25 protein-coding genes are annotated in these 22659 nt (G+C 67.7%); 13 read left to right on the top strand and 12 right to left on the bottom strand.

What is annotated here, in order from left to right; all coding sequences use genetic code 11:
• The first annotated feature begins 36 nt into the window (after positions 1-36).
• The gene (locus tag AC5FRV_RS07395) at positions 37-1257 is read left to right on the top strand and encodes a potassium channel family protein (RefSeq protein ID WP_493560460.1); all 1221 of its coding nucleotides are present in this window, start codon (positions 37-39) and stop codon (positions 1255-1257) included.
• A gap of 194 nt (positions 1258-1451) precedes the next feature.
• Here the strand turns inward: AC5FRV_RS07395 and AC5FRV_RS07390 are convergent, their stop codons facing one another.
• Positions 1452-1817, bottom strand: a complete 366-nt coding sequence (locus AC5FRV_RS07390; RefSeq protein WP_493560459.1) for an SHOCT domain-containing protein — start codon at positions 1815-1817, stop codon at positions 1452-1454.
• Positions 1818-2088: 271 nt separating this feature from the next.
• A complete protein-coding gene (locus AC5FRV_RS07385) occupies positions 2089-2346 on the bottom strand; it encodes a DUF7536 family protein (RefSeq protein WP_493560458.1) in 258 nt (85 codons plus the stop codon).
• 126 nt (positions 2347-2472) lie between these two features.
• Between AC5FRV_RS07385 and AC5FRV_RS07380 the strand changes: the two genes are divergently transcribed.
• Entirely contained in the window at positions 2473-3138 is a 666-nt protein-coding gene (locus tag AC5FRV_RS07380; RefSeq protein WP_493560457.1) for a DUF8052 family protein, read from the top strand.
• Here the strand turns inward: AC5FRV_RS07380 and AC5FRV_RS07375 are convergent.
• The 3 genes from AC5FRV_RS07375 to AC5FRV_RS07365 form a co-directional block, all read right to left on the bottom strand.
• Positions 3135-5000 carry a carbon starvation CstA family protein gene (locus tag AC5FRV_RS07375; RefSeq protein ID WP_493560456.1) on the bottom strand — a complete coding sequence of 622 codons (1866 nt, stop codon included), beginning with the start codon at positions 4998-5000 and terminating at the stop codon, positions 3135-3137. The genes AC5FRV_RS07380 and AC5FRV_RS07375 overlap by 4 nt on opposite strands.
• Before the next feature lie 244 nt (positions 5001-5244).
• On the bottom strand, positions 5245-6213 hold the full coding sequence (locus AC5FRV_RS07370) for an ArsA family ATPase (protein ID WP_493560455.1): 969 nt from the start codon (positions 6211-6213) through the stop codon (positions 5245-5247).
• On the bottom strand, positions 6213-6527 hold the full coding sequence (locus AC5FRV_RS07365) for a DUF7990 family protein (protein ID WP_493560454.1): 315 nt from the start codon (positions 6525-6527) through the stop codon (positions 6213-6215). Before AC5FRV_RS07365 ends, AC5FRV_RS07370 begins: the two co-directional genes overlap by 1 nt.
• A gap of 199 nt (positions 6528-6726) precedes the next feature.
• Between AC5FRV_RS07365 and AC5FRV_RS07360 the strand changes: the two genes are divergently transcribed.
• Together AC5FRV_RS07360 and AC5FRV_RS07355 are read left to right on the top strand one after the other, a co-directional pair.
• A complete protein-coding gene (locus tag AC5FRV_RS07360) occupies positions 6727-6906 on the top strand; it encodes a DUF8107 family protein (RefSeq protein WP_493560453.1) in 180 nt (59 codons plus the stop codon).
• Positions 6907-6989: 83 nt separating this feature from the next.
• Positions 6990-7442, top strand: a complete 453-nt coding sequence (locus AC5FRV_RS07355; protein WP_493560452.1) for a hypothetical protein — start codon at positions 6990-6992, stop codon at positions 7440-7442.
• Here AC5FRV_RS07355 and AC5FRV_RS07350 read toward each other — a convergent pair.
• On the bottom strand, positions 7439-8629 hold the full coding sequence (locus AC5FRV_RS07350; protein ID WP_493560451.1) for an inorganic phosphate transporter: 1191 nt from the start codon (positions 8627-8629) through the stop codon (positions 7439-7441). The two genes, AC5FRV_RS07355 and AC5FRV_RS07350, sit on opposite strands and share 4 nt — an antisense overlap.
• Before the next feature lie 159 nt (positions 8630-8788).
• On the opposite strand from AC5FRV_RS07350, the gene AC5FRV_RS07345 reads away from it, so the two are divergent.
• Positions 8789-8935, top strand: coding sequence for an FmdB family zinc ribbon protein (locus tag AC5FRV_RS07345; protein WP_493560450.1), 147 nt, complete (start codon positions 8789-8791; stop codon positions 8933-8935).
• A gap of 203 nt (positions 8936-9138) precedes the next feature.
• Here AC5FRV_RS07345 and AC5FRV_RS07340 read toward each other — a convergent pair whose 3' ends face one another.
• Complete coding sequence (locus AC5FRV_RS07340; protein ID WP_089819006.1) at positions 9139-9867, bottom strand: DUF5828 family protein; 729 nt, start codon at positions 9865-9867, stop codon at positions 9139-9141.
• 162 nt (positions 9868-10029) lie between these two features.
• On the opposite strand from AC5FRV_RS07340, the gene AC5FRV_RS07335 reads away from it, so the two are divergent.
• The 6 genes from AC5FRV_RS07335 to upp all read left to right on the top strand — a co-directional run bounded on the left by AC5FRV_RS07335 (position 10030) and on the right by upp (position 16548).
• Positions 10030-10719, top strand: coding sequence for a type 1 glutamine amidotransferase domain-containing protein (locus AC5FRV_RS07335; RefSeq protein WP_493560449.1), 690 nt, complete (start codon positions 10030-10032; stop codon positions 10717-10719).
• Between the two features lie 63 nt (positions 10720-10782).
• A complete protein-coding gene (locus AC5FRV_RS07330; RefSeq protein WP_493560448.1) occupies positions 10783-11844 on the top strand; it encodes a TAXI family TRAP transporter solute-binding subunit in 1062 nt (353 codons plus the stop codon).
• Between the two features lie 10 nt (positions 11845-11854).
• Entirely contained in the window at positions 11855-12391 is a 537-nt protein-coding gene (locus AC5FRV_RS07325) for a DUF1850 domain-containing protein (RefSeq protein WP_493560447.1), read from the top strand.
• Positions 12388-15270 (top strand): TRAP transporter permease, encoded by a 2883-nt coding sequence (locus AC5FRV_RS07320; RefSeq protein WP_493560446.1) that lies wholly within the window; start codon positions 12388-12390, stop codon positions 15268-15270. The genes AC5FRV_RS07325 and AC5FRV_RS07320 overlap by 4 nt, the downstream gene beginning before the upstream one ends.
• A gap of 128 nt (positions 15271-15398) precedes the next feature.
• Complete coding sequence (locus AC5FRV_RS07315) at positions 15399-15716, top strand: RPA12/RPB9/RPC11 RNA polymerase family protein (RefSeq protein WP_493560445.1); 318 nt, start codon at positions 15399-15401, stop codon at positions 15714-15716.
• Positions 15717-15870: 154 nt separating this feature from the next.
• Entirely contained in the window at positions 15871-16548 is a 678-nt protein-coding gene (gene upp, locus AC5FRV_RS07310) for a uracil phosphoribosyltransferase (protein ID WP_493560444.1), read from the top strand.
• A 228-nt stretch (positions 16549-16776) separates the two neighbouring features.
• Here the strand turns inward: upp and AC5FRV_RS07305 are convergent, their stop codons facing one another.
• Complete coding sequence (locus AC5FRV_RS07305) at positions 16777-17382, bottom strand: IMPACT family protein (RefSeq protein ID WP_493560870.1); 606 nt, start codon at positions 17380-17382, stop codon at positions 16777-16779.
• 326 nt (positions 17383-17708) lie between these two features.
• Between AC5FRV_RS07305 and AC5FRV_RS07300 the strand changes: the two genes are divergently transcribed.
• Positions 17709-18170 carry a hypothetical protein gene (locus tag AC5FRV_RS07300; protein ID WP_493560443.1) on the top strand — a complete coding sequence of 154 codons (462 nt, stop codon included), beginning with the start codon at positions 17709-17711 and terminating at the stop codon, positions 18168-18170.
• Between the two features lie 36 nt (positions 18171-18206).
• Here the strand turns inward: AC5FRV_RS07300 and trpY are convergent, their stop codons facing one another.
• Complete coding sequence (gene trpY / locus AC5FRV_RS07295) at positions 18207-18740, bottom strand: TrpY family transcription regulator (RefSeq protein WP_493560442.1); 534 nt, start codon at positions 18738-18740, stop codon at positions 18207-18209.
• A gap of 18 nt (positions 18741-18758) precedes the next feature.
• Positions 18759-19346 (bottom strand): imidazoleglycerol-phosphate dehydratase HisB, encoded by a 588-nt coding sequence (gene hisB / locus AC5FRV_RS07290; protein ID WP_493560441.1) that lies wholly within the window; start codon positions 19344-19346, stop codon positions 18759-18761.
• 700 nt (positions 19347-20046) lie between these two features.
• Between hisB and AC5FRV_RS07285 the strand changes: the two genes are divergently transcribed.
• Positions 20047-20211 (top strand): hypothetical protein, encoded by a 165-nt coding sequence (locus AC5FRV_RS07285; RefSeq protein ID WP_493560440.1) that lies wholly within the window; start codon positions 20047-20049, stop codon positions 20209-20211.
• Here AC5FRV_RS07285 and AC5FRV_RS07280 read toward each other — a convergent pair whose 3' ends face one another.
• Positions 20212-21411, bottom strand: a complete 1200-nt coding sequence (locus AC5FRV_RS07280; RefSeq protein ID WP_493560439.1) for an MFS transporter — start codon at positions 21409-21411, stop codon at positions 20212-20214.
• Positions 21412-21590: 179 nt separating this feature from the next.
• The gene (hisA, locus tag AC5FRV_RS07275) at positions 21591-22310 is read right to left on the bottom strand and encodes a 1-(5-phosphoribosyl)-5-[(5-phosphoribosylamino)methylideneamino]imidazole-4-carboxamide isomerase (RefSeq protein WP_493560438.1); all 720 of its coding nucleotides are present in this window, start codon (positions 22308-22310) and stop codon (positions 21591-21593) included.
• Positions 22311-22659: the final 349 nt, after the last annotated feature.

Below are 22659 nucleotides of genomic sequence, written 5' to 3'. Positions count from 1 at the left end.
ACCGGTTTTTTGCCCGGCGGTCACGGAGAGTAACGTATGCCCGGCGACGAGGTGGCCTACGAGCCGGTCAGCGTCAAGGCGATGCTGGCCGAGATGAAAGACACCGCCGAGCTGCTGATCGACCTGTCGTACTCCGCCGTCCTGCTGGGCAGCGACGAGGTGGCCGCCGAGGTGCTGGAACTGGAAGAGCAGATGGACGTCCTCCAGCTACGGGCCCGGATGAGCCTGCTGATGGCCGCCCGGACCACAGAGGACGCCGAGGCGCTGGCGCCGGTGCTGGGGATGGTCGGCGCCGCCGAGAAGATCTCCGACGCCGCCGGCGACATCGCCAAAGTAGTACTCGAGGACATCGGCCTCCCCGACGCGATGCGGGCGGCCCTGCCCGAGGCCGTCGAGACGCTCGTTCGAGCGACGATCGCCGCCGAGTCGCCGTTCGCCGGCGAGACGCTGGCGGCCATCAACCTGGAGACCGAGACGGGCGTCCGCGCTATCGCCGTCCGTCGGCAGGGCGACTGGCTGCTCAACCCCGACGCCGACACCGCGCTCCGGGCCGGTGACGTCGTCCTCTTCCGCGGTCCCGAGGAGGGGATCCTTGAGGTGTACCGGGACGCCACTGGCGGGAAGACGTACGAACCCCCTGAGCCGCCCGAGGGCGAACTCGGTGACCTCGAACGCGCCGTCGACTCCATCGTCCTGATGAAGGACATGGGCGAACTCGCCGTCGACCTGGCCTACGGCGCCGTCCTCTTCGACAGCCAGGACGTCGCCGAGGAGGTCGTCGAACTCGAAGCCGAGGTCGACGCCCTCCAGTCCCGCTTCGAGGCCTGGACGCTCCAGGCCGCCGGCCGCGTCGAGGATCCGGTGAGCCTCCGCGGGCTGGTCCACCTCGCCCGCTCGACGGAGGTCATCTCCGACGCCGCCCTGGAGATCAGCGAGGGCGTCCTGCGCGGGCTCTCGACTCACCCCGTCGTCGCCGAGGCGGTCAAGGAATCGGACGAGATAATCGTCCGCGTCGCGGTGGAGTCGGGCAGCGCCTTCGACGGCACCACCATCGGCGCCGAGCAGGTGAAGACCAAGACCGGGATGCGCGTCATCGCGATCCGGCGGGCCGCCGGGAGCGAGCGCGCCACCCGCGAGGGGAGCGACTGGGTCGTCTCCCCCAGCGCGGAGACGACCCTCGGCAGCGGCGACGTCCTGATCGCCAAGGGGACGCGCTCGGGTGCCGAGCGATTCACCGCGCTGGCGACGGCCGACTAATAGACGGTCTGGGCGCGTCGCTCTAGGGTATTCTCGATCTGTTTCGTGTAACGAGCGATATCGGTGGACGATGTGGTACGGCGAGTCGCGACGTGTTTCTGGACTGTCAGGACATTCGTGGAAGGCCCAGAGGTGGATACAGCAAACGGACTAGAATATCTGTGGCGACGAACCCGTGCTGAAAACGAGCAACGCTATCCATTCGAGCGCTCTTTCGAGCGCTCGTCGACAGTTGCTCGCTCTTCGCGCTCCGTATCGATCAGTCGGTCCAATCGCCGCTCGAACTCTTCATCTGAGATTTCACCGGCGGCGTACCGGTCTTTGAGCGTTTCGAGTGGATTGGGCTGAGTCGGTTCTGCACTGTCTCGTAGCCGCCACCACCGGAGGCCCAGCCACCCGCCATAGACTCCGAGTATGAGTGCCGTCACCGCGACCGCTACCGCCCCCGACACAATGCCAGCAATCGCCAACGGAACCACGACCAGAATGATATCCGCCCCAAACACCAAAAAGAGACCGAGGAACTCCCCGGTTACGAGTCGCTCGCCTTCCTGTGTCATAGCGTTGTCTAGTTACGCCGTCGTTGTGAGACTTTCTCTTGTCGGATGCCACCGAAGGTTATCCTGGAGATGCGAACAGACGACTACCGGCGACATCTGACCCGAGGCTATCCTACTGGTAGATTTCGTTGCACGCTGAACACAGACGTTCCATCATTGTACGGCGATTAGAATACTTACCCAATCTGTCGGGCCTTCCGATGGTCAATACCCATCCACACTGATCAGCAGCGTCACGTGAAGGTGATTGAACCCAGCCGGCCCAGACCACCTACGTCTCACGGGCCAGCCTGATAGCCGAAAACAGCGTGAACACGGCCGTCGTCAGGCCACCCAGGGAGACGGCGAGGACGAACCCCAGGGCGACGTAGAGCACCGACGGACGCGTGGTCCCGGGAACGACGACGAAGAAACCGAACACTGCCAGCGTGACGACCAGGGAGACGGCGAACCCCCACTTCGCGTTGCGCCTGACGTTCAGCGCGCGGACGAACGCCGCCCGCCCTGACGGTTCGGTGCGTTCTGACACGTCCGCGGGTTGGGCGGGGGCGATAAAGGGCGCGTCGGTTCGGAGCGGCGACGTGTTTTTCAACTAACCGGTCGTCTTCGGAGGTATGGGCAACGGTACCATGACGCTCGCCGCGGCGGTGGTCGGATGAGCGCCGCCGGCGATTCCGACGACGCCGAAGAGCCGGAAGATGCCGAGGACGCCGCCGGCGCCGCGAACGCCGAGGACGAGGACGAACTCGACGTCCCCAACTGGGACGACGAGTACCTCGACCGGGTGGGCGACAGGTTGCGCCACAGCTACGACCTGGCGAAGGACCACCAGGTCGACGTCGGCGGGAGCGTCGCGGGCGGACGGTTCGACCTCTACGGACGCCTGGCGATCACGTCCCAGCGACACTTCATCCACCCGAACCTCACGTACGGCCACCACGAGCAGACCGAGCACCTCTACGCGCGGCGGGCCGAGTCGGTGACGGTCGCCGACCTGGAGGCCCTCGTCGAACTGGGCCACGATATGGCCGACGAGCGCGTGGCGGCCAGCGAGGAGCACTTCAGCACCGACTTCACGTTCGCGCTGATCGTTCCGGAAATTCCGGAGAAAGTTCGCTCGTTCGTCGACGGCTTCAGCGACCGGACGCTCCTGAGATACGGCTATCACGGCCACTACGAGGTGAACCTGGTCGTCGTCGCGCCGGAACGGGAGGACGTGGTCGCGAGCGAGTCGACCGACGTCGCCCGCGCGTTCGCGCTGTGGGAGTCGGGCGACGAGGGAGAGTCGTCGTCGGGACTCCTCTCGCGGCTACTCCCCTAGTCGTCGGAGGCCTCCGCGGGGCCGCTGCCGCCCCTCCCCGTGAGCGAGTCGCGGTCGAGGCCGCCCCGGGCCTCCCTGATGTCGTCGACGCTGTAGCGCACCAGGCCGAAGATGAGGCCGACCAGCACCAGCGCGATGAGGCTCTGGAGCACGAGCGAGAGCGTCGCGAAGAACCCGCCGGCCTCGCCGGCGAGGATGGTCGACGGGTTGCGCAGCAGGCCGATCCACAGCAGCGCGACGACGGTGACGGCGAGCATGAACACGAGCGGCACCCCGGTCGAGACGAGCTGTTTGTCGTCGTCCCAGTTGGCGAGCCACACCGTCGCGACCAGCAGGGCCAGGGCCGCCAGCGACTGGTTCGCGCCGCCGAACAGCGGCCAGATGTTCTCCCAGGTGCCGCTGGCGACGAGCAGGTAGCCCGCCGTCGCGAGAATGCCGGCGTTGACGTACCTGTTCGTCGTCGTCCGCTCCAGGCTGGTCTCCGGCGTCCCGACGACCTCCTCGTACATGTACCGGCCCAGGCGCATCGCCGTGTCCGTGCTCGTCAGGAGGAAGCTGACGAACACGAGGCCGATGAACGTCGCCGCGGCGGTGACGCCGAGGCCGAACACCGTGAGCAGCGCGCCGCCGCCGGCCGGGAAGGTGACGAGCGCGGAGCTCAGCGTCTCGGTGCCGCCGGCGATGATGGAGACGGCGATGACCGCCGTGATGGCCAGCAGCCCCTCGCCGAGCATCCCGCCGTAGCCGATGACGCGGGCGTCGGACTCCCTGTCCAGCTGTTTCGCCGTCGTCCCCGAGGAGACCAGCGAGTGGAAGCCGCTGATCGTCCCGCAGGCGATGGTGACGAAGAGGAAGGGGAACAGCGGCCCGAGAGCCGGGTGGACGAAGCCGGTCCAGCCCGGGATCTGGGTCGTCAGCGACGCCACCTCGACGCCCTCGATGCCGGCCGAGGCGACGTCGACGGTGATGGGCGAGAACCCGATCACGGTACCGGCGATGGCCCCGAGAATCATCCCGCCGACGCCGACGTACAGCAAGCTAGACGTGAGGAAGTCACGGGGCTGGAGCAACACCCACACCGGCAGCACGCTCGCGGCGAAGGCGTAGAGGACGGTGACGAACACCCAGGCCGCCATGTTCGCGTTCGTCGCGGCCGCCAGCGGGAGCCAGCTACCCCCGTCGCCCAGCAGGACGATGGTCCCAGCGGGCAGTCCCTCGCGGGCGAAGACGGCGATGGGGTACTGGAGCCCCACCCAGACGCCGCCGAACACCATCGCGACGAAGGCGACGGCCCCCGGCAAGAAGGGCAGGTTCAGCTGGTAGAGGTACACCCCGAACAGGACCGCCAGGGCGATGTACACGAGTGACGCCGTCGCCGTCCAAGGGAAGGCGTCGAACACCAGCCCGATGAGGTACGCGAACGCGGCGATGACGAGGATGATCGTCAGGTACGCGAACCACAGCAGCATGTTCTTGCCCCGCTCGCCGACGTACTCGCCGATGATGTAGCCGATCGACTTCCCCTCGTGACGAACCGACGACGACAGCGCCATGAAGTCGTGGACCGCGCCGAACAGCGGGTTGCCGATGGCGATCCAGATCAGCGCCGGGATCCAGCCGAAGGCCGCCGCGGCCGTGATCGGACCGGCGATGGGCGCGCCGCCGGCGATGGAGGAGTAGTGGTGCCCGAGCAGCACGGACCGCTTCGAGGGCACGTACTCCTGGCCGTCGTCGTACTTGTGCGCCGGCGTCTCGTTCTCGTCGTCGAGTTCGACGAACCGCGCCAGGTACCGGGAGTACCCGACGTAGCCGACCGAGAACGTGACCAGTGCCAGAACCGCCATCCACATGACCTGAACCATGGTATGGGAACACCTATCAGAAACGGAACGCCGAGCGCCGCCTTAATTACACCCGAAAGTATATGACGAATGGTGTTTCTAACACCTTGCTATTGCCACGTTCGAAGGCAGTAGCGAGGGCTTTCTGGGCTTGCAATGTCACATGTCGCAGACATCTGCGGTCGTTCCCACTAATAACTGGTACGTGACGTGAGCCCGGACGGTGAGGTCCGCCCGCCACCTCGGTCAGCGGCGACAGCACCCGTCACGCCTCGACGGAACCGGCAACCTCGACGTCCAGTTCGTCGGCGACCGCTGCCAGCAGGTCCGAATCGACGTCGCCCGAGCGGGTCTCGACGACCCCGACGACGGGCTCGTCGAACCCGTCTCGGATCTGGGCGAGGTGCTCGCGCTCGGTCGCGACGCGCTCGCGGAGGTAGCGGGCGCCCCGGCCCTGCTCGTCGTCGTCGGGCGCCGGCGTCACCCGGTTGACGACGAGGCCGTCGACGGTCAGGCCGGTGTCGGCGAGCTGGTCGACGGCCCGTTCCGTCTCGCTAACCGAGAGCCCGTCCGGGTTGAGGACGAGGAAGAACCCTGACGCCTCGCGGAGGGTCTGCGCCGCGAACTCGAACTTCTCTTTCCGGTCCCGGAGGTGGGCGATGATGGGGTCGTCGTCGAGCCGCCGGCGGGCCGCCTGCTCCCCGATGGCGGCCTTCTCGAACAGGTCGACGCTCTGAACTCGCTTGGCGACGAGGCGCTCGATCCAGTCCTCGAGGAACTCCGGGAGGGCGAGCAGGCGGAGGGTGCCGCCCGTCGGCGAGGTGTCGAAGACGACGCGGTCGTAGTCGTCCGCGTTTTGCATGACGTGAATGAACCGATCGAACAGCGCCGCCTCGTACGCGCCGGGCGTCTGGTGGGCCAGTTCGATCTGGCGGTCGAGTTCGTTGACGATGGACGCGCTCACCTGGTCGTTCATCCGGCGGCGGACTTCCTGCAGGTGGCGCTCCACCTCCTCGTCGGGGTCGATCTCCATCGCCCAGAGGTTCTCGAACCCCTCGACTCGGCGGGCCTCGTCGCCGAACTGCTGGCCGAACACGTCCGAGGTGCTGTGGGCCGGGTCCGTCGAGACGACGAGCGTCTCCAGGCCCGCCGCGGCGCACTTCGTCGCGTAGGCGGCGGAGACGGTCGTCTTGCCGACGCCGCCCTTGCCGCCGAAGAAGACGAATTTCTCCATCAGTGGACGTGGTACTGCTGACCCTTCCGTTCGAGCAGCGATCCGCGATCCCACATCCGCCGCTCCCAGGCCTCGAACTCGTCGTCGAGGTAAGGCAGCAGTTCGACGGTGTAGTATGAGATGGGACTCGGGATGCCGAAGGCGTCGGCGAAGCAGGCGAAGAGGAACGCGTCCTCGACGTCCTCCGCCTCCTTCTCGATCTTCTCGCTGGCGGGGTGTTCGACCATCCCGTGCCAGAGACCGTGGGCCCACTCCTCGACCCACTCGCGGAACGCGGCGATACGCCTGTCGAGCCGGGCGCGTCGGTCGCTCATTCGCCCCTCTCACCGCCGGGCGCCGTGCCGTGGGCGTCAATGACAACCATGTAGAGAACTTCGCAATCGAGCAACATAAGCGTGCGGTCGCAGCGGATAGCGGCTCTACGGCCCCCCTTCGGAATCGTTGCGGAACGGAAGACGCATGGCCACCAGGTAGGAGCCACATACCAAAGCCGTTCGTGGGACCAGCGACCCCATGGCTGCCGAGGGCGACCTGCGCGTCCTGCTCGCGCTCGATGTAGTGCTCTCTTTGCTGTTCAGCGTCATGGTCGTCACCCTCCTGGATTTCGCGGGTATCAACGAGTTCTCCTGGCCGACCGTCGCCGCGTCGACGCTGTTTCTCGCGATAGTGACCTACGTCGTCGTGTTGCGGTGACTGTCAGTGACGGGACCGTGCGAGACGTGGCTGCTCGCTGCGTGAAACAGAAGGTATTCATGTCACCTGTATGATCGGCTGCTATGCGACGTCTCAGCGCCACCGGGGCCCTCAGTTCGCTCGCCTTCCTCTTCGGGTTCTCTCTCGTCGGGCTTTCTGCGTGGGTGGTGGCAGACTTCCACGCTAACCCCCCGCAGGGTGAAGCGTTCGGTGCAGGACTCGCTTACTTCGGCACGTACGCGCTCGGCGCTGTCGGGGTCGCAGGCATCGGCTTCGCACTGGTCATCTCGCCCGCGCGGGCAGACGGCGGCGGGCTTCTCACGGTGGGTCGCCGCCAGCGCCAGCTCTCCGGCGCTGGACTGACCGTTCTCGTGGCGAGTCTGGTCGCCCCGGTCGTCGCTATCCAGGTAACTGGCATCGTCAATACCATCCTCACCTTCCTCGGACTGGTCGCGACGGGGACGCTACTCGTCGTCGTTGCGCTCCTCTGGACCGTTAGCGAAGCAGTGCTGATCCGGGCCGGCGTCGTCGGCTAGAAGAACAACAGCGAGATGCCAGTGTACACGCCGTAACTCAGCGCCAGCGAGAGCGCCAGCGACCCGACCCAGGCCAGCGCGGTCTTGCCCATCTTCTCGCGGCTCACCGCGCCGCCGCCCGCCGCCGCGCCGCTGCCGATGATGGCGCTGACGATGATCTCGTTGAACGAGACGGGGACGCCCAGGAAGACGGCGGTCTGGGCGATGGCGAACGAGGGGATGAGCGCCGCCGTGGAACGGCGCGGCCCCAGCGAGGAGTAGTCCTGGGAGAGCGCCTTGATCATCCGCGGCGCGCCGGTCCACGAGCCGACGAGCAGCCCGATGCCGCCGCCGACCAGGACCGCCAGAAGGGGGACCTCGACCGCCCCGAGCAGCGGCACCAGCGGGCCGATGGCCAGGCCGACCTGGCTCCCCCCGGCGGAGAAGGCGACGAGTCCGCCGAGCGCCAGCAGGAAGTGTCGCTGGCCCCGGTCGGGGTCGCCGCTGACGTCGTACCACAGCGCTCCGGCGACGAGGGCGGCCATGGCCAGCGAGGCGACGGCGAGGCCGAACTGACCGGCCCCGACGGCGCGCGCGACGGCGCCCGCCACCGACCCCTGGCCGCCGTTCGGCCCGAGGCCGGTGAAGCCGACGTTGGCGAGGATGAGGCCGACGAGGCCCGCGAGCCCCGAGACGGCGACCTCTTCGGACACCTGCTCCGCCCGGAGCAACTTCGCGGTGAGGTAGGCGATACCGCCGCCGACGAAGGGGATGGCGACCCAGAGGCCGACGATCTCCTGGTAGGCGGCCCACGCCGGCCGGCCACCCATTGCGAGGCCGACGCCGACGACGGCGCCGGTGACGGTGAACGCCGTCGCGATGGGGTAGCCCGCGAACACGCCGATGGCCACCAGAATCGCGGCGACGATCAGCGCGACGGTGGCCGCGACGGCCGAGAGGCCGCCGCCGTCGGGGAACAGGATCAGCCCCTGTCCCACCGTCTCCGTGACGTTCGCGCCCTGGAGCACCGCCCCGAATAGGCCGAGAATCCCGACGAAGAAGCCCGCGCGCATCACCGAGATGGCGTTGGCGCCCACCGCCGGGGCGAACGGCGTGGAGCCGGAGGACCCGGCGCCGATGGCCCACGCCATGAAGAGGCTCGCCGCTGCCGCGACGACCAGCGTAGCCAGTGTGGCTGTCGCGACCATCTGCCCCGGAGTTATTGTCGGTTCTGTATTAGGCTGCCGGTTAACTGCCCCGATTGCGTGGTGTTCAGCGCGTCGATCCGAGCGCAAGCGACACCCACCGCGGCGGCTACGATCAGATTTATATCAATTCGAGGTGTCACTTCACGTCCGAGGAAGAGGATGTTTCGACAGATCGTTCGCGGCCTGTTCGGTGACGACGGCGGGCACGGGGAGTACCAGTGCCAGCGCTGCGGACGAGCGTTCGAACACCGCCGACAGGTCTGCCCGACCTGTGACAGCTACCGCATCGAACGACGGGAGTGGTGACGCCGAAGGTTCGCGCCGCCAGAGCCTCGGCAGTTCGTCTTGCCACCTGCCCGACGACAACCCGAATTTGACTCGGCCGGAGCCTCGTCAGTTCGTCTTGCCACCTCCCCGACGACAACCCGAAATTGACTCGGCCGGAGCCTCGTCAGTTCGTCTTGCCACCTCCCCGACGCCAACCCGAAATTGACTCGGCCGGCGCCTCGTCAGTTCGTCTTGCCGCCGGGATCCTTCTCCGGTTCCGCCATCACTTCCTCCTCCGTGACTTCGAGCCCCTCGGCGGCCTGGGCGACCTCGGTCTCCTTCTCGGTGTTGACGTGCCAGCGGTCGACGGAGGTCTCGTAGTCGGCCAGCCGATTGGAGACGCGCTCTTTGAGGTCGTCGTCGTTGACGTTGACCTCGAAGACGTACTCCGGCCGGTCGTCGCCGTTGACGCGCTGGAGGTTCGCGCTGACGAGTTCGTTGTCGAAGTAGTACGGCGCGATCTGGGTCATCACGTTCTTGTACACCTTGTCCTCGACGGCGCGCAGGGCCTTCCGGCCGGCCGAGTCCGCCGCGCGCGCGACGTAGTCGAGGCTCTCGCCCCAGGATTCGACGGCGTCCTCGGGCTCGTCGAGGTTCTCGTAGGAGTCGGCCAGTTTCTCGCCCGCGGTCCGGAGGTCGTCGTCGGGGTCCTTGCCGGCCTTCTCGCCCTTGCCTTCGCCGACGCTCGCCTGCTCGGCGGTCTTCTCGTTGACGTCGTCGTCGAGGCGTTCGTGGCTCTTGGGCCGCCACTCGTCGAACCCGTCGAGGGCGTCGCTGCCCACCTCTTCTTCCACGTCTTCGTCGTCAGCCAGGTCGTGTAGCGCCTGCGTGATGCGCTCGCCGTGCTCGACGACGTCGACCCAGCCGCCGCGTCGTTTGAAGCCGGAGACGCTCTCCTCTATGTCCTTCATGGTAGCTCAGAATACTCGTGCGGCACCGCCCAGGGGTGGCTGCGTCGGGGGGCCATTCGTCGTTAACAGTCCTTGTCGATACGTGCCCATAAACCTTCTAGTCGGAGAGAGAGTGACACCCACAGTGACATTTTTTGCCGTGGCACCCGAAGCCGAGCCACCATGCCATCGGCACTGATCGTCGTCAGCGAACACGGCTACTGGGGCGAAGAATGTATAGACCCGCTGACAGCGCTGGACTCGGCCGGTGTCGACGCCACCGTCGCGACGCCGTCGGGTGACCCGCCGGAGATAGACGAGCGCTCGGTCGACCCCGACAGCGTCGGCGAGGAGGAGGCCGAGCGGATCCGCGAGATCCACGAGACCGACGAGCGCCTGAACGACCCGGAACCGATCGCGACGGTCGACGCCGCCGACTACGACGCCGTCGTCTTCCCGGGCGGCCACGGGGCGGAGTGGGACGTCAATCAGGACACCCACGCCCGCGCGCTCCTGCGCGACGCGGTCGAGGGCGAGGAGGGCACGGCGCTGGTCGTCTGCCACGCCGTCGGCATCCTGGCCTTCACTCGCGCTTCCGACGGCGAGTTGCTCGTCGAGGGGCGCGACGTCACCGGCTTCCCGAACGAGTGGGAGGAGGGCATCGTCGACGAGGACGACCGCCTGCCTGACGGCCGGAAGCTACCCTACTGGGTCGAGGACGAGGTCGTCGCGGCGGGCGGCGACTGGGACGCCGAACTCGACGCCGATTCGAGCGTCACCGTCGACGGCGACCTGATCACCGCTCGCGGGCCGGAGTACGAGACCGAGGCCGCCCAGACGCTGATCGACGAGCTCGTCGTTCCCGCCGAGTAACGACAGCCATACGCCGTTTTTTGCATCGCATAACTATGCGCCCGTCTCCGGTATCTGTGGGGTATGACGCGTGATCAGACCAGACGGAACTTCCTTCGCGTAGCCGGTCTCAGTGGCGTCGTCGCGTTCGCCGGGTGTGGCGAGGGCGGTGACGGCGGCGACGGCGGCGACGGTGGCGCCGAGACGGAGACCGAGACCGACGGCGACGGGGGCGGGTCGCCGGCGGAGACGACGACGCCGAGCGAGGCGGACGGCGGCGACGGTGGCGCCGAGACCAGGCTCTCCTGGCACGCCGGCGGCCAGGGCGGGACCTACTACCCGCTCTCGAACGAATTCAAGACCATCGTCGAGGACAACACCGACTTCACGCTGAACGTCCAGTCGACGGGCGCGAGCGTGGAGAACGTCGGCAGCCTGGCGAACGGCGACGCCGACTTCGCGCTCATCCAGAACGACGTCGCGTCGTTCGCGAAGAACGGCACCGGCATCGAGGCCTTCGAGGGCAACGCCATCGAGAACCTGATGGGCGTCGCGACGCTGTACCCCGAGACGATAACTATCGTCACGCTGGCGGACACGGGCATCGAACAGCTCTCCGGCCTGGAGGGTGCGACGATCAACACCGGCGACCTCGGGTCGGGGACGCAGGTCAACGCCCTCCAGATCCTGGAGGCGGTCGGCATCGAGGAGTTCGACGAGCAGAACGCCTCCTTCTCGCAGGCGGCCGACCAGCTCCGGAACGGCGACATCGACGCGGCCTTCGTCGTCGGCGGCTGGCCCGTCGGCGCCATCGAGGACCTGGCCAACACCAACGACATCAACATCGTCCCCATCGAGGGCGAGAACCGCCAGGCCGTCATGGACGCCGCCGACTGGTTCTCGGAGGACGAGATTCCCGGCGGGACGTACTCCGGCGTCGACGATGCCGTCCCCACGGTCGCCGTCCAGGCGATGATCGCCACCAACGCCGAACAGCCCGCCGAGACGGTCGAGACCGTCACCGCGGCCATCTTCGACAACACCGACGCGCTGTCGACCAAGACCGACTTCATCACCGCGGACACGGCACAGGACGGGATGTCGATCGAACTCCACGAGGGAGCAGCCGCGTACTTCGACGCCTGAACGGGGTCGGATGGTCCGGACACGGACGGCCCTCGGCGCGTTGCTCGTGCTGGCCCTCGTCGTCGCAGCGGGTGCGCTCGCCGCGACCGGCGGCGGGTCCACGGTGGCCGGCGCCCTCGACGCCGACTCGGCCGACCGGACGCTCGTCGTCGCGGACGTCGAGACCGGCGAAGCGTACCTCGCGACGCCGGTCGAGAACGGGACCACGGTCGCGCTAGAGTACACCCACAGCGTCGAGAAGTCCCGCGTCTACGACGAGTACGCGGTCCGGGGCGACCGCCTGGAGATGACCCGCATGGAGTTCGAGTCCTACGGCTGGGGGCTGCCCGCCGACGCGAACGTCACCCTGGAGAACGGGACGTTCGTCTACGATCCGGATGGCAACGTCTCGGAACTGACGGTCAAGCCCGGCCGGATCGCCGGCCACCGGCTCCACGTCGGTGACCGAACCTACGACCTGGTGAACCGGACCGAAGCGCGCTCGGTCCGGATCCGCGTGACGCGACGCTCGACGATAGCCGCGACGTTCGAGGACGTGATCCCATGACTGCCGACCCAGGAGACGACCCAGACCGACCGGACGACGACTCGGACCGACCGGACGACGACTCGGACCGACCGGACGACGACTCGGACCGACCGGACGACGACTCGGACCGACCGGACGACGACTCGGACCGACCGGACGACGAGCCACCCCGTGACGCGGCGGACGGAACGCCACCGGACGAGCCGGCCGACGCTGCGACCGATACTGACCCGGACGCCGAGACTGACACCGACGCTGACGAGGAAACCGACACCGACGCGATCCTCCAGGAGATAGAACGAAAGCGGTCGATCCGGGGATGGCTCGCCGTCGCCGTCGCGGCCATCGGCATCGCCTTCTCGGCCTTCCAGCTCTGGTTCGCCGCCCGCGGCCAGGCGTTCGAGGTGACGCTCCCGGTGTACGGCGAGTTCGAACTGGCGACGCTCCAGTTGCTCCAGGTCAACGCCATCCACGTCGGCTTCGCGCTCGTCTTGACGTTCCTCATGTACCCCGCGACGACCGGCGACGGGCCGGTGACGCGACGGCTGGCGTCCTTCGGCGAGGGCGTCCGGGGCCGCTTCGGCGCGGGCCACCCGGTGACCCGCGGCGTCGAACGGGTCGGCGACGGTCTGCGGTGGGCCTTCGTCGACCCCGACCTCGACCGGGTCACGCCGATGGACCTCGTGCTCATCGCGATCGCCTTCCTGTCGGTGGCCTACTTCGTCACCGACTTTCAGGAGATTCAGAACATGCGCGTGTTCGGCCTCAGCGCCGGCCGTCCGGTCCAGGAGGTGTTCACGTTCCTCGAGCCGATATCGGTACTCTTCGGTCCGCTCGCCGACACCTCCTACGCGTTCGCGCTGGGCGTCGTCGGCGTCGTGCTCGTCCTGGAGGCGACCCGTCGGGCGATCAGCCTCTACCTGATGATCATCGTCGCCGCGTTCATCGTCTACGCCCGGTGGGGATTCGTGATCCCCCAGGACGCCGCCTACGTCGGCGTGCTCTCCATCCCACCGCTCTCCTGGGAGTCGATCGTCCAGAACCTCTGGTACAACACGGAGAACGGCGTCTTCGGCATCCCGGTGACGGTGTCGGTGCAGTTCATCTACATCTTCATCCTCTTCGGCGCGTTCCTGGAGATGTCCGGCGCCGGCCAGTGGTTCATCGACCTGGCCTACGCGGTCACGGGTACCCGGAAGGGCGGGCCGGCGAAAGCGTCCATCCTCGCCAGCGGGTTCATGGGCACCATCTCCGGCTCCTCCATCGCGAACACGGTGACGACCGGGGCGTTCACCATCCCGCTGATGAAACGGTCGGGCTACAGCCCGGAGTTCGCCGGCGGAGTCGAGTCGTCGGCCTCCTCAGGCGGCCAGATCCTCCCGCCGGTGATGGGCGCGGCCGCGTTCCTCATCGTCCAGTACACGGCGACGCCGTTCGCGGACGTGATCATCGTCGCGACCATCCCGGCCATCGTCTTCTTCTTCGGCGTCTGGGTGATGGTCCACTTCGAGGCCTCGCGGGTCGGCATCGGCGGCCTCGATCCCGCCGACCTCGTGCAGCCGCGGGGTCACCTCCGGACCGGCTGGTTCTACCTCGTCCCCATCGTCCTCCTCCTGTACTACCTCATCGTCGCGCGACTCTCGGTCGCCCGCTCGGCCTGGTTCACGCTGATCGCCATCACGGCGCTCATCGCGCTCGTCGCGGCCTACAGTGACGAGACGCGCGGGAGACTCGTCGCCAGCTTCGTCGGCATCTCGCTGCTCGCGTTCGCCTGGAACCTCGTCGGGAGCGCCGACGCGGGGACGGCCGGCGCGGCCCTGAACGCCACGCTCGGCCAGATCGGCTGGATCCTCATGGGCGCGGGCGTGTTCACACTGGCGTCGAAACCGCGGCTGGACTCGTCGCTGCTGGAACTCGACCAGCAGGTCGACGACTCGCTGATCGCCGTCACCGGGTGGATATCCCGTCCCGGGCTGCGCGACAACGGCCTCGCCCGGTTCACTGGATTCGTCGGCAAGTCGATGGACGCCGGCGCGCGCACGGCGGTCCCCATCGTCATCGCCGTCGCCGCCGCGGGCGTGATCCCCGGCGTCATCAGCGTCTCCGGCCTCGGCCCCAACCTGGTCGCGCTCATCCGGTCGGTCGCCGGCGGCTCGCTCGTCCTCTTGCTCCTCATCACCGCCGTCTCGTGTATCATCCTCGGGATGGGGATGCCCACGACCGTCACCTACATCATCCTCGTCTCGATGCTCGGGCCCGCCCTGGTCGGCTTCGGCATCCCGGAACTTGCCGCCCACCTGTTCATCCTCTACTTCGGCGTCATCGCCGACATCACCCCGCCCGTCGCCGTCGCGGCCTACGCCGCCTCCGGCGTGGCCAAGTCCGACCCGTTCCAGACGGGCATCGAGGCGTTCTCGCTGTCGCTCAACAAGGCCATCGTCCCCTTCGCGTTCGTCCTGACGCCCGGTATCGTGTTGCTCCGGGAGAACCCCGGCGCCGCCGACCTACCCGCCGGCGAGAAGTTCCGGGTCCTCACCACCGCCGACCTGGCCGACCCGACCTGGGTCGTTCCGGAGGTGGTTATCCCCGTCGTCGGGGTGTTCCTCGGCGTCATCGCGCTCGCGGCGACGGTCATCGGCTACGTCTACGCCGACGTCTCCCGCGCCGACCGCGCGCTGTTCGCGCTCAGCTCGCTCCTCCTGATGGCGCCGGGCCTTGCCGTCTCGGGCACCTACGACGTCCTCGAACTCGTCGGCGTCGCCAGCGGCGAGGTGACGCTCTTCCTCGACCTGACGCTCCGTGCGGTCGGCCTGGCCCTGTTCGCCGCCCTGCTCGTGCGGAACCGTCGACGGGGTAGTGCCGGGACCGAGCCAGGGCGGACCGCAGAGGCGGTCTGAGTGGGGTTTGGCTATATGTTCTGGTGGTCAATACACAACTCGGCACGGTCAGCACGAGCAGTTGCCTGCGATCCACGACGAAACGGAAGTTAACACATATATCCGACAACCGTGCATGCCTCCGTTATATGCAATTCTGTGACGAGTGTGGCTCGATGATGCACACGGAGGGCGAGACGTGGGTGTGTCGCTCCTGTGAGAACGAGGAGCCGCGGGACTCGCGAGCAGAAGCGGCGATGACGACCCAGGACGGACAGCGGGACGACGGGGCACCCGCCGTGGCCGACGCGACCCAGGACACCACCGAGACGATGCAGGAGCCCTGTCCGGCGGACGGATGCGACAGCGACCGGGCCTCCTACGAGATGATGCCGAAGCCGGGCGGCTCCTACGAGGTTCGGCTGTTCACCTGCGTCGAGTGCGGCCACAAGTGGCGCGAGTCCTGACGGCGCATCTCGCGAACCCCGCCGCGTGAAATTGCACAGACCGCCACGTCAGACTCTCCAGTTCGATTCACCCACTCGAACTACATTCTCACACACCAACCCTACTCGCGGGAACCCAACATCGTTTAGACGCTGGCCGGCAACGAAACTTCCAATGACAATCGAGGACAGAGGCGATGCCTCAGTCGTCACGCACGCCCTCGCACGGGATCAGCTCTCGACGCTGCGCGACGTCGAGACCGAGCAGGTCGCCTTCCGCAAGGGACTCGTCCGCCTGGGCCGCATCTGCGGCTACGAGATCATCGACGGCCGGATGGAGACCGAATACGTCGAGATACAGACGCCGCTGACCGAGACGATGGGCGAGCGCGTCAAGGGGCTCGACGACGTCGTCATCGTCAACGTGCTGCGCGCGGCGACGCCGTTCGTCGAGGGGCTGCTCAAGGCGTTCCCGCGCGCTCGCCAGGGCGTCATCTCCGCCAGCCGCGACGAGGAGGCCGGCCAGGGTGAGGACGGAAGCTTCCCCATCTCCGTCGACTACGTCAAGATGCCGGAGATCACCGAAGAGGACACCGTCATCGTGGCCGACCCGATGCTGGCGACGGGAAGTACGATGGTCGCCGTCCTCGACGAAATCCTCTCTGGCTCCCCCGAACCCGAGAACCTGATCGTCCTCTCGGCCGTGAGCGCGCCGCCGGGGCTCGTCCGACTGAACGAACGGTTCCCCGACGTCGACCTGCTCACCGTCTCCATCGACGACGAACTCGACGACGACGGCTTCATCGTCCCCGGCCTCGGCGACGCCGGCGACCGCGCGTTCCGGACGACCTGACTCCGGAAGCCGACGCCTACTTCGACGATCCGCGAACCCTCTCGTTTCGGGTGGAAACCACCAGCGAGCAGGACGACAGATTCGAAAATTCGGTATTATTCTCCACTAGAAACGGTGGTCCTATTTCGGACCTGCGCGAAAACTAGTCGGACGACGAACTGGGCAGGGTAGCTGTCAGCTCGCGTGTCGTTCGCTCCGCTCACTCCCGCTCGCATATTCGGCGACCGGTCACTCCGTTCGGGCTCGGCCGCTCGTCGCACTCGCGATCCGATCCCTCAGACCGGCCGCCTCAACCACCGGCACGCGGACGTCGAACGCCACCTCCTCACTGTAGTCGGCATCGAACTCGACGCCAGCGCTCTCCAGGATCCCCCTGACGTCGCCGGAGTCGTCGTACTCGACGGTGACGGTGAATCGCTCGTGGGGCCGTTCGGTGACGATGCCGGCGTCGTCGACGGCCTCCTTCACGGCCCGGGAGTACGAGCGGGCCAGGCCGCCGACGCCGAGGTTGGTCCCGCCGTAGTAGCGGGTGACGACGGCGACGACGTTCTCGACGTCGCGCTGCTGGAGGACGTTCAGGGCCGGTTTGCCGGCGCTCCCCGACGGCTCGGCGTCGTCGCTGGAGTACTCCCGGAGCGGGTCGGCGCGGACGCGGTAGGTCGGGACGTTGTGCGTGGCGTCGTCGTACTCGTCTTCGACGCTCGCGACGAACGCTTCGGCCTCGTCGACGGTGGTCGCCGGCGCGACGTGGCCGATGAACTCCGAGCCACGCACCTCGAAGGCGGCCTGCCCTCGCTCCCCCACCGTCCGGTACGCCTCGTCCTCGCTACTCACGCCCACCGCTTGGGACCTCCCGCTCTTCGCTCTTGCCCTCGCCGACGGCGCGGCCGTAGATCCATCGCAGGACGAGTCGGCCCTGCTGACGAGCAACAGGACGACGAGCATGAACGGGAGCAGCGAGACGAACGCGTAGTAGGCGATAGAGCCCGCCATGAACGTCAACCGCTCGGCGCGCGCCTCCTGCCAGACCGCCCGCGCGAGGGTTCCCGCCCGTCGGTGGATGCGCATGCGTACAGTTGGGCTTCTCGCTGGTAAACGGAGTTGGCGAGAGAGGTTCGTGACCACGGAGATTTATCACTCGCTCCGGTGAACCGGGCGACATGTCCTCCACGCGGCCAGCCCGCTCCCCGCTCGCGGCAATCGGTGTCGGCGTCCTCCTCGTGGCCGGCGCGAATTTCCTCGGAACACTCCTCATGCCGGTGTTCCGAGACGGCCTCGGAACCTTCACAGGTAGCTGGCAGCTACTGAACGTCGCCCTTACTATCCCACACATCGCCGCTTCCGCCGTGATACTCCTCGGCGGTATCTACGCCGCCCTCACGCTGGATCGCTTCGAGCGTCCGCTGCTCGTCGTCGCACCCGTGGTGTTCGTCGTCTCCTTCGCGTTCGTCGCCGGCACTGGCATCCTGTTGAACGACCTCCCGACGTCGATACAGTTCTCGACGGCCGTCCTGAGCGGATTTTCCCAGGCCGCACAGGTTGCGGCAGTGACACTCCTCGTCAGAGCGGTCGGAACCGATAATCCGGACGAAACGACTACAGAACCGTCGCTGGCGGACTGAACGCGAAGAAACGGCCGAACGGCCCGCCCCGCTCGTTCACTCGATCTCGATGCGGCGGACGAACTCGAACGCGCGGAGTTCGTTGATCAACTCGCCGGGCAGGTCCTCGTCGGTGATGACGTACAGCACGGGCTCGTCGGTGAACTCGGGGTCCTCGGAGATGACCTGGCGGATCGTGAGGTCGTGGTCGGCGATGGCGTCGGTGACGGTGGCGACGATGCCCGTCTCCTCGGCGTCGCGGACCGCGACGGTGAGGACGGTGAGGTCCAGCACTGGCGCCAGATCCATCAGGCTCGGGATGGCCGAGATGTTGGTGAAGATGCGCGTCAACTCCTCATCGTCGAGGATGGCCGACGTCGTCGCGTCGACGACCCGGCGGTCGACGCCCACCTCGCGGGCGATGCCGGTGTTGGGGATCTCGATTCCCCCGGAGACGACGCGTCCCTCGTCGTTGACGGAGAAGCCCCGTTCGAGCAGCAAGCGGATGACGGCCTGCTGGCCGGGGGAGTCGGAGAACTTCTCCATTATCTCGTCGAACGTCGCGCCGCCCGGCGGGCCGTCGTCGCTCATCGTTCCCCTCGCATTCGTTTACAGCTCCCCTTTCGTGCTCGCGACGTCGCCGCGGCGCTCGTCGATCCGGGTCGCGTCGTCCAGCGAGCGCGCGAGGCCCTTGAACAGCGCCTCTATCTCGTGGTGGGCGTTCTCGCCCGAGACCTCGACGTGGAGCGTGAGGCCGGCGTTGTGCGCCAGCGAGCGACAGAAGTGCTCGGCCATGGTGCTCGTCAGCCCGCCGACGCGGCCCTGGGAGAACTCGCCCTCGAACTCGAAGTACGGGCGGCCCGAGACGTCGACGACGACGCCGGCGACGGCCTCGTCCAGTGGCACCTTGCGGTCGGCGAAGCGGACGATACCGCGCTTGTCGCCCAGTGCCTCTTCGAGCGCCTCGCCGAGCGTGATCGCCACGTCCTCGACGGTGTGGTGCTCGTCCACCTCCAGGTCCCCGTCGCAGGTGACGGTGAGGTCGAACAGGCCGTGCGTCGCGAAGGCGTCCAGCATGTGGTCGAGGAAGCCGACGCCGGTGTCGACCGTGGAGTCGCCGTCGCCGTCGAGGTCCAGGGTGACCTCCACGTCGGTCTCGGCGGTCTCCCGGGCGACGGCCGCGGTTCTGTCGGTCATGGTTCGACTGTTTCGGCCCTCGTACTTGGCGATTGCGTCTAGGAGGGGTTAGTGAGGGTGATGATTCGGATGATGGCCGAATTTCTTCGGCCTACACGAGAGCCGTCGATCACAGCACCGGGAACAGTTGAAAGCCCTCGGCCCGCCTGCTAGCAGTTGATCACAGCAACGCAAACAAAGGAAAGCCCTCGGCCCGCTCGGGTCGCGGGGACCACTCTGCGCTCCTCGCTTCGCTCCGGTGCTTGAGGGTCCCGGCTTCCCCGAGCGAGCCTCGCCCTTTCATCCACCAGGATCAGCCTTGCTCGCGCGATAAAACGCGCTCGCGATTGATGCCACCAACCCTCCCCGGATTCGGCGCGTCCGCGCCGAATCACGCGTCCTGACCGCTCCGCAACCGCGCGGCCGGGAGCGAGTGGCCGAGCGAAAGCGAGGCTCTCGCGACCAGGGGAAGGGAAGGGCTGCGGTGCGGTACCTGGAGGACTGAAAGGGCGAGGTGAGCCCCGGGACCGGAGCGCGGCGAGGGCTTTCCTCTGTTTGCGGTATCGTCGTCGGCTCCTGGAGAGCAAACTAGGGGCCTTCCTCTGTTCGCGGTCACGCCACTCCGTACACAGCGATTCACGAACTATCCACGTAATCGTCAGACACTCGTCGGCGGGGCGTCTGCCGGGGGTTTATGACCGATTTTCGGCCACCAGTGGACGTGAACTACGAGACGGAGGTGGGTGCAGCGCTGCTCATGGCGTCGGGGTTTTTCTTCTACGTGACGCTGGAGCCCGACATCGTCGGCGCGGTACTGGTCACCATCGGCGCGTGGGCGATGGTGCTCCCCCGGGTCTTCCGGTCCGGGACGTCGACGTCGTGGTAGTCAGGCGTCGGGGCTCGCGGCGGCCTCCCGACGGCGTTCGGCGACGCGGGCCGCGACGAGGACGACGAGCGCCAGCCCGAGCGGGACGAGCAGGAGTTGCATCGCGAGTGTGGCGTCGGAGCCGCTGATGACGACGCCCATCAGGGCGGGGACGGAGCCGACGCCGAGCGAGGAGGAGACGGCGGCGATGGCGGTGACGGGGCCGCTGTGGTGGGGCACCGCCTCCGTCGCGTAGCTGATCAGCAGCGGGAAGATGCCGCCGATGCCGGCGCCGATGGCGGCGACGCAGGCGAGTATCCACAGTCCCTCGGCGTATACGAACGTGACGTAGAACAGCGGGACGAGCGCGACGAGGATGGGGAGCAGGAGTCGAAGGTAGCCCACGCGGTCGGCGACGCGGCCGTAGACGAACCGCGCGGGGACGTAGCCAGCGATCATCACCGAGAGCGTGATGCTCGCCAGGTGGGAGGGGAGTTCACCGTTGGCGTAGGTGGGCAGCCAGATGAACAGGCCGCCCTCGACGCCGGTGCCGAAGAACATCGCCGCGGCCATGCCGACGACCTCCGGGCGGCGGAGGAGTGCGGCGACGTCGGCCCGGTCGATCGGTTCCTCTGAGGACTCGACGGCGGGCGCGTCGAGGCGCCAGACCAGCAGGGCGAGCGCGCCCATGCCGGCGGCCAGCGCGTAGTAGGTGAGGCGCCAGTCGAGGAGAGCGACGGCGGCGATGACCAGCAGCGGGCCGACGACGGCGCCGGCGGCCCACGCCATGTCGTAGTAGCCGTAGACGCGGCCGCGACTGTCGGGGTAGAAGTGGCTCAACAGCGGTCGGTTCAGGCCGCGGACGACGCCGTTCATCGTCCCCCGAATGAGGACGGCCAGCAGGAAGACCGCGAGCACGGGCGCGATTCCCATCGCGAGCAGGGCCAGGGCGCTGCCGACGAGCCCGAGGGTGACGAAGCGCTGGGCGTCGAGGTGGCCAGCGCCGAAGCCGACGAACGCGATGACGACGAGGTAGCCGGCGGTCCCGGCGGGCGCGATGAGGCCGAGTTGCCACTCCGGCGCGTCGAACGCCTCGCCGAGTTCGACGATGACCGGACCGCGGGCCATCATCGCGATACCGGCCAGCACCATCGCCGCGAAGATCGCGAGCGTCCAGAGTCGTCTGTTCGACTCGTCGGCCTGGTCGTCCGACCGCGTCACGCCCCACCCTCCCACGACGCCGACGGTCCCACGCGCCGGCCAGCAGGGGCTATCTGTGCGGTCATGCCCGTTCCTGCGTACCGGTCGGCAAAAGCGTTTCGAGATCCTCACTGACTAGTCAGTCAGCCGGGCCGAAGCGCCCGACTGCGGCGGCCCCAGCCTGCACGACTACGGCGGCTCTACAGCGCGTCTCGTGCGTCCGCCAGCGAAAAACGTCCCTCGTACAGCGCGCTCCCGACGACGACGGCGCCGGCGCCCGCATCGCGCAGCGCCACTACGTCCTCGATCGTCGCGACGCCGCCGCTAGCGACGACGGGGATGTCGACGCCCTCGACGACGTCCCTCACGGGCTCGGTCCGGACCCCATCCAGCTGCCCCTCGACGTCGACGTCGGTGAACAGGATTGCGCCGGCACCCAGGTCCTCGTAGCGCTCGGCGGCCTCGGCGGGGTCGAGTCCGGTCCCCTCGGTCCACCCCGAGACGACGACCTCCCCGTCTTTCGCGTCGAGGCTGACGACGACGCTGCCGGGGTGCTCGTCGCTGATCTCGCCGACGAGGTCCGGCTCTTCCACCGCCGCCGTCCCGAGGATGACGCGGTCGACGCCGCGGTCGAGCAGCGAGACGGCGTCCCCGGCCGTTCGGATCCCCCCACCGAGCTGGACGTCCACGTCGACGGCGTCGAGCACGGCGTCGATGGCGTCGGCGTTCTGGCGCTCCCCCTCGAACGCCCCGTCGAGGTCCACCAGGTGGAGCGTCTCGGCGCCCGCTTCGACCCACCGCTCGGCGGCCTCGACGGGGTCGCCGTACGTCTTGCCGGTCCCGCGCTCGCCCCCGACGAGCTGGACGACCTGCCCGTCCTGCATGTCCACCGCCGGAATCACCTCGAACGTCTCGAACATGGGTTGTGGTGCTCGCGGTGCCCGTGAAAGCGTGTCGGTCCTCTGGGGTTGGATGCGTGATTGCTAAGGGAACCGCGAGGACGACTGTGAACAACGGCAAGAAAGCCCCGGCCAGTTCGACTCGGGAGGCTCGCTGCGGTCCTCGCTCACTCCGCTCGCTGTGGTCCTTGCTTCGCCTGCCTTCGTCGAACTGGCCGCCCCTTTCAGTCCCGCCCCGTGGACCATCCGATCGGGCGGGTCTGAAAGGGGCCGGGCGCTCGGCGTTCGAGAACCCACAAGCACCGTGGTTCGAGAGAGCGAAGCTCTCTCGCCATCACGAAAGGCGCTGCGCGCCTTTCGAACGACAGCG

The sequence above is a fragment of the Halomicrobium sp. HArcel3 genome, from assembly GCF_058933135.1.
Note: the sequence above shows the minus strand (reverse complement) of the source record. Positions and strands in the feature narration are given on the sequence as shown.

Coding starts and splice junctions, on each gene's coding strand:
- AC5FRV_RS07395 (WP_493560460.1), top strand. CDS start 37: ATGCCCGGCGACGAGGTGGCCTACGAGCCGGTCAGCGTCAAGGCGATG.
- AC5FRV_RS07390 (WP_493560459.1), bottom strand. CDS start 1,817: ATGACACAGGAAGGCGAGCGACTCGTAACCGGGGAGTTCCTCGGTCTC.
- AC5FRV_RS07380 (WP_493560457.1), top strand. CDS start 2,473: ATGAGCGCCGCCGGCGATTCCGACGACGCCGAAGAGCCGGAAGATGCC.
- AC5FRV_RS07375 (WP_493560456.1), bottom strand. CDS start 5,000: ATGGTTCAGGTCATGTGGATGGCGGTTCTGGCACTGGTCACGTTCTCG.
- AC5FRV_RS07370 (WP_493560455.1), bottom strand. CDS start 6,213: ATGGAGAAATTCGTCTTCTTCGGCGGCAAGGGCGGCGTCGGCAAGACG.
- AC5FRV_RS07365 (WP_493560454.1), bottom strand. CDS start 6,527: ATGAGCGACCGACGCGCCCGGCTCGACAGGCGTATCGCCGCGTTCCGC.
- AC5FRV_RS07360 (WP_493560453.1), top strand. CDS start 6,727: ATGGCTGCCGAGGGCGACCTGCGCGTCCTGCTCGCGCTCGATGTAGTG.
- AC5FRV_RS07355 (WP_493560452.1), top strand. CDS start 6,990: ATGCGACGTCTCAGCGCCACCGGGGCCCTCAGTTCGCTCGCCTTCCTC.
- AC5FRV_RS07350 (WP_493560451.1), bottom strand. CDS start 8,629: ATGGTCGCGACAGCCACACTGGCTACGCTGGTCGTCGCGGCAGCGGCG.
- AC5FRV_RS07345 (WP_493560450.1), top strand. CDS start 8,789: ATGTTTCGACAGATCGTTCGCGGCCTGTTCGGTGACGACGGCGGGCAC.
- AC5FRV_RS07340 (WP_089819006.1), bottom strand. CDS start 9,867: ATGAAGGACATAGAGGAGAGCGTCTCCGGCTTCAAACGACGCGGCGGC.
- AC5FRV_RS07335 (WP_493560449.1), top strand. CDS start 10,030: ATGCCATCGGCACTGATCGTCGTCAGCGAACACGGCTACTGGGGCGAA.
- AC5FRV_RS07330 (WP_493560448.1), top strand. CDS start 10,783: ATGACGCGTGATCAGACCAGACGGAACTTCCTTCGCGTAGCCGGTCTC.
- AC5FRV_RS07325 (WP_493560447.1), top strand. CDS start 11,855: ATGGTCCGGACACGGACGGCCCTCGGCGCGTTGCTCGTGCTGGCCCTC.
- AC5FRV_RS07320 (WP_493560446.1), top strand. CDS start 12,388: ATGACTGCCGACCCAGGAGACGACCCAGACCGACCGGACGACGACTCG.
- AC5FRV_RS07315 (WP_493560445.1), top strand. CDS start 15,399: ATGCAATTCTGTGACGAGTGTGGCTCGATGATGCACACGGAGGGCGAG.
- upp (WP_493560444.1), top strand. CDS start 15,871: ATGACAATCGAGGACAGAGGCGATGCCTCAGTCGTCACGCACGCCCTC.
- AC5FRV_RS07300 (WP_493560443.1), top strand. CDS start 17,709: ATGTCCTCCACGCGGCCAGCCCGCTCCCCGCTCGCGGCAATCGGTGTC.
- trpY (WP_493560442.1), bottom strand. CDS start 18,740: ATGAGCGACGACGGCCCGCCGGGCGGCGCGACGTTCGACGAGATAATG.
- hisB (WP_493560441.1), bottom strand. CDS start 19,346: ATGACCGACAGAACCGCGGCCGTCGCCCGGGAGACCGCCGAGACCGAC.
- hisA (WP_493560438.1), bottom strand. CDS start 22,310: ATGTTCGAGACGTTCGAGGTGATTCCGGCGGTGGACATGCAGGACGGG.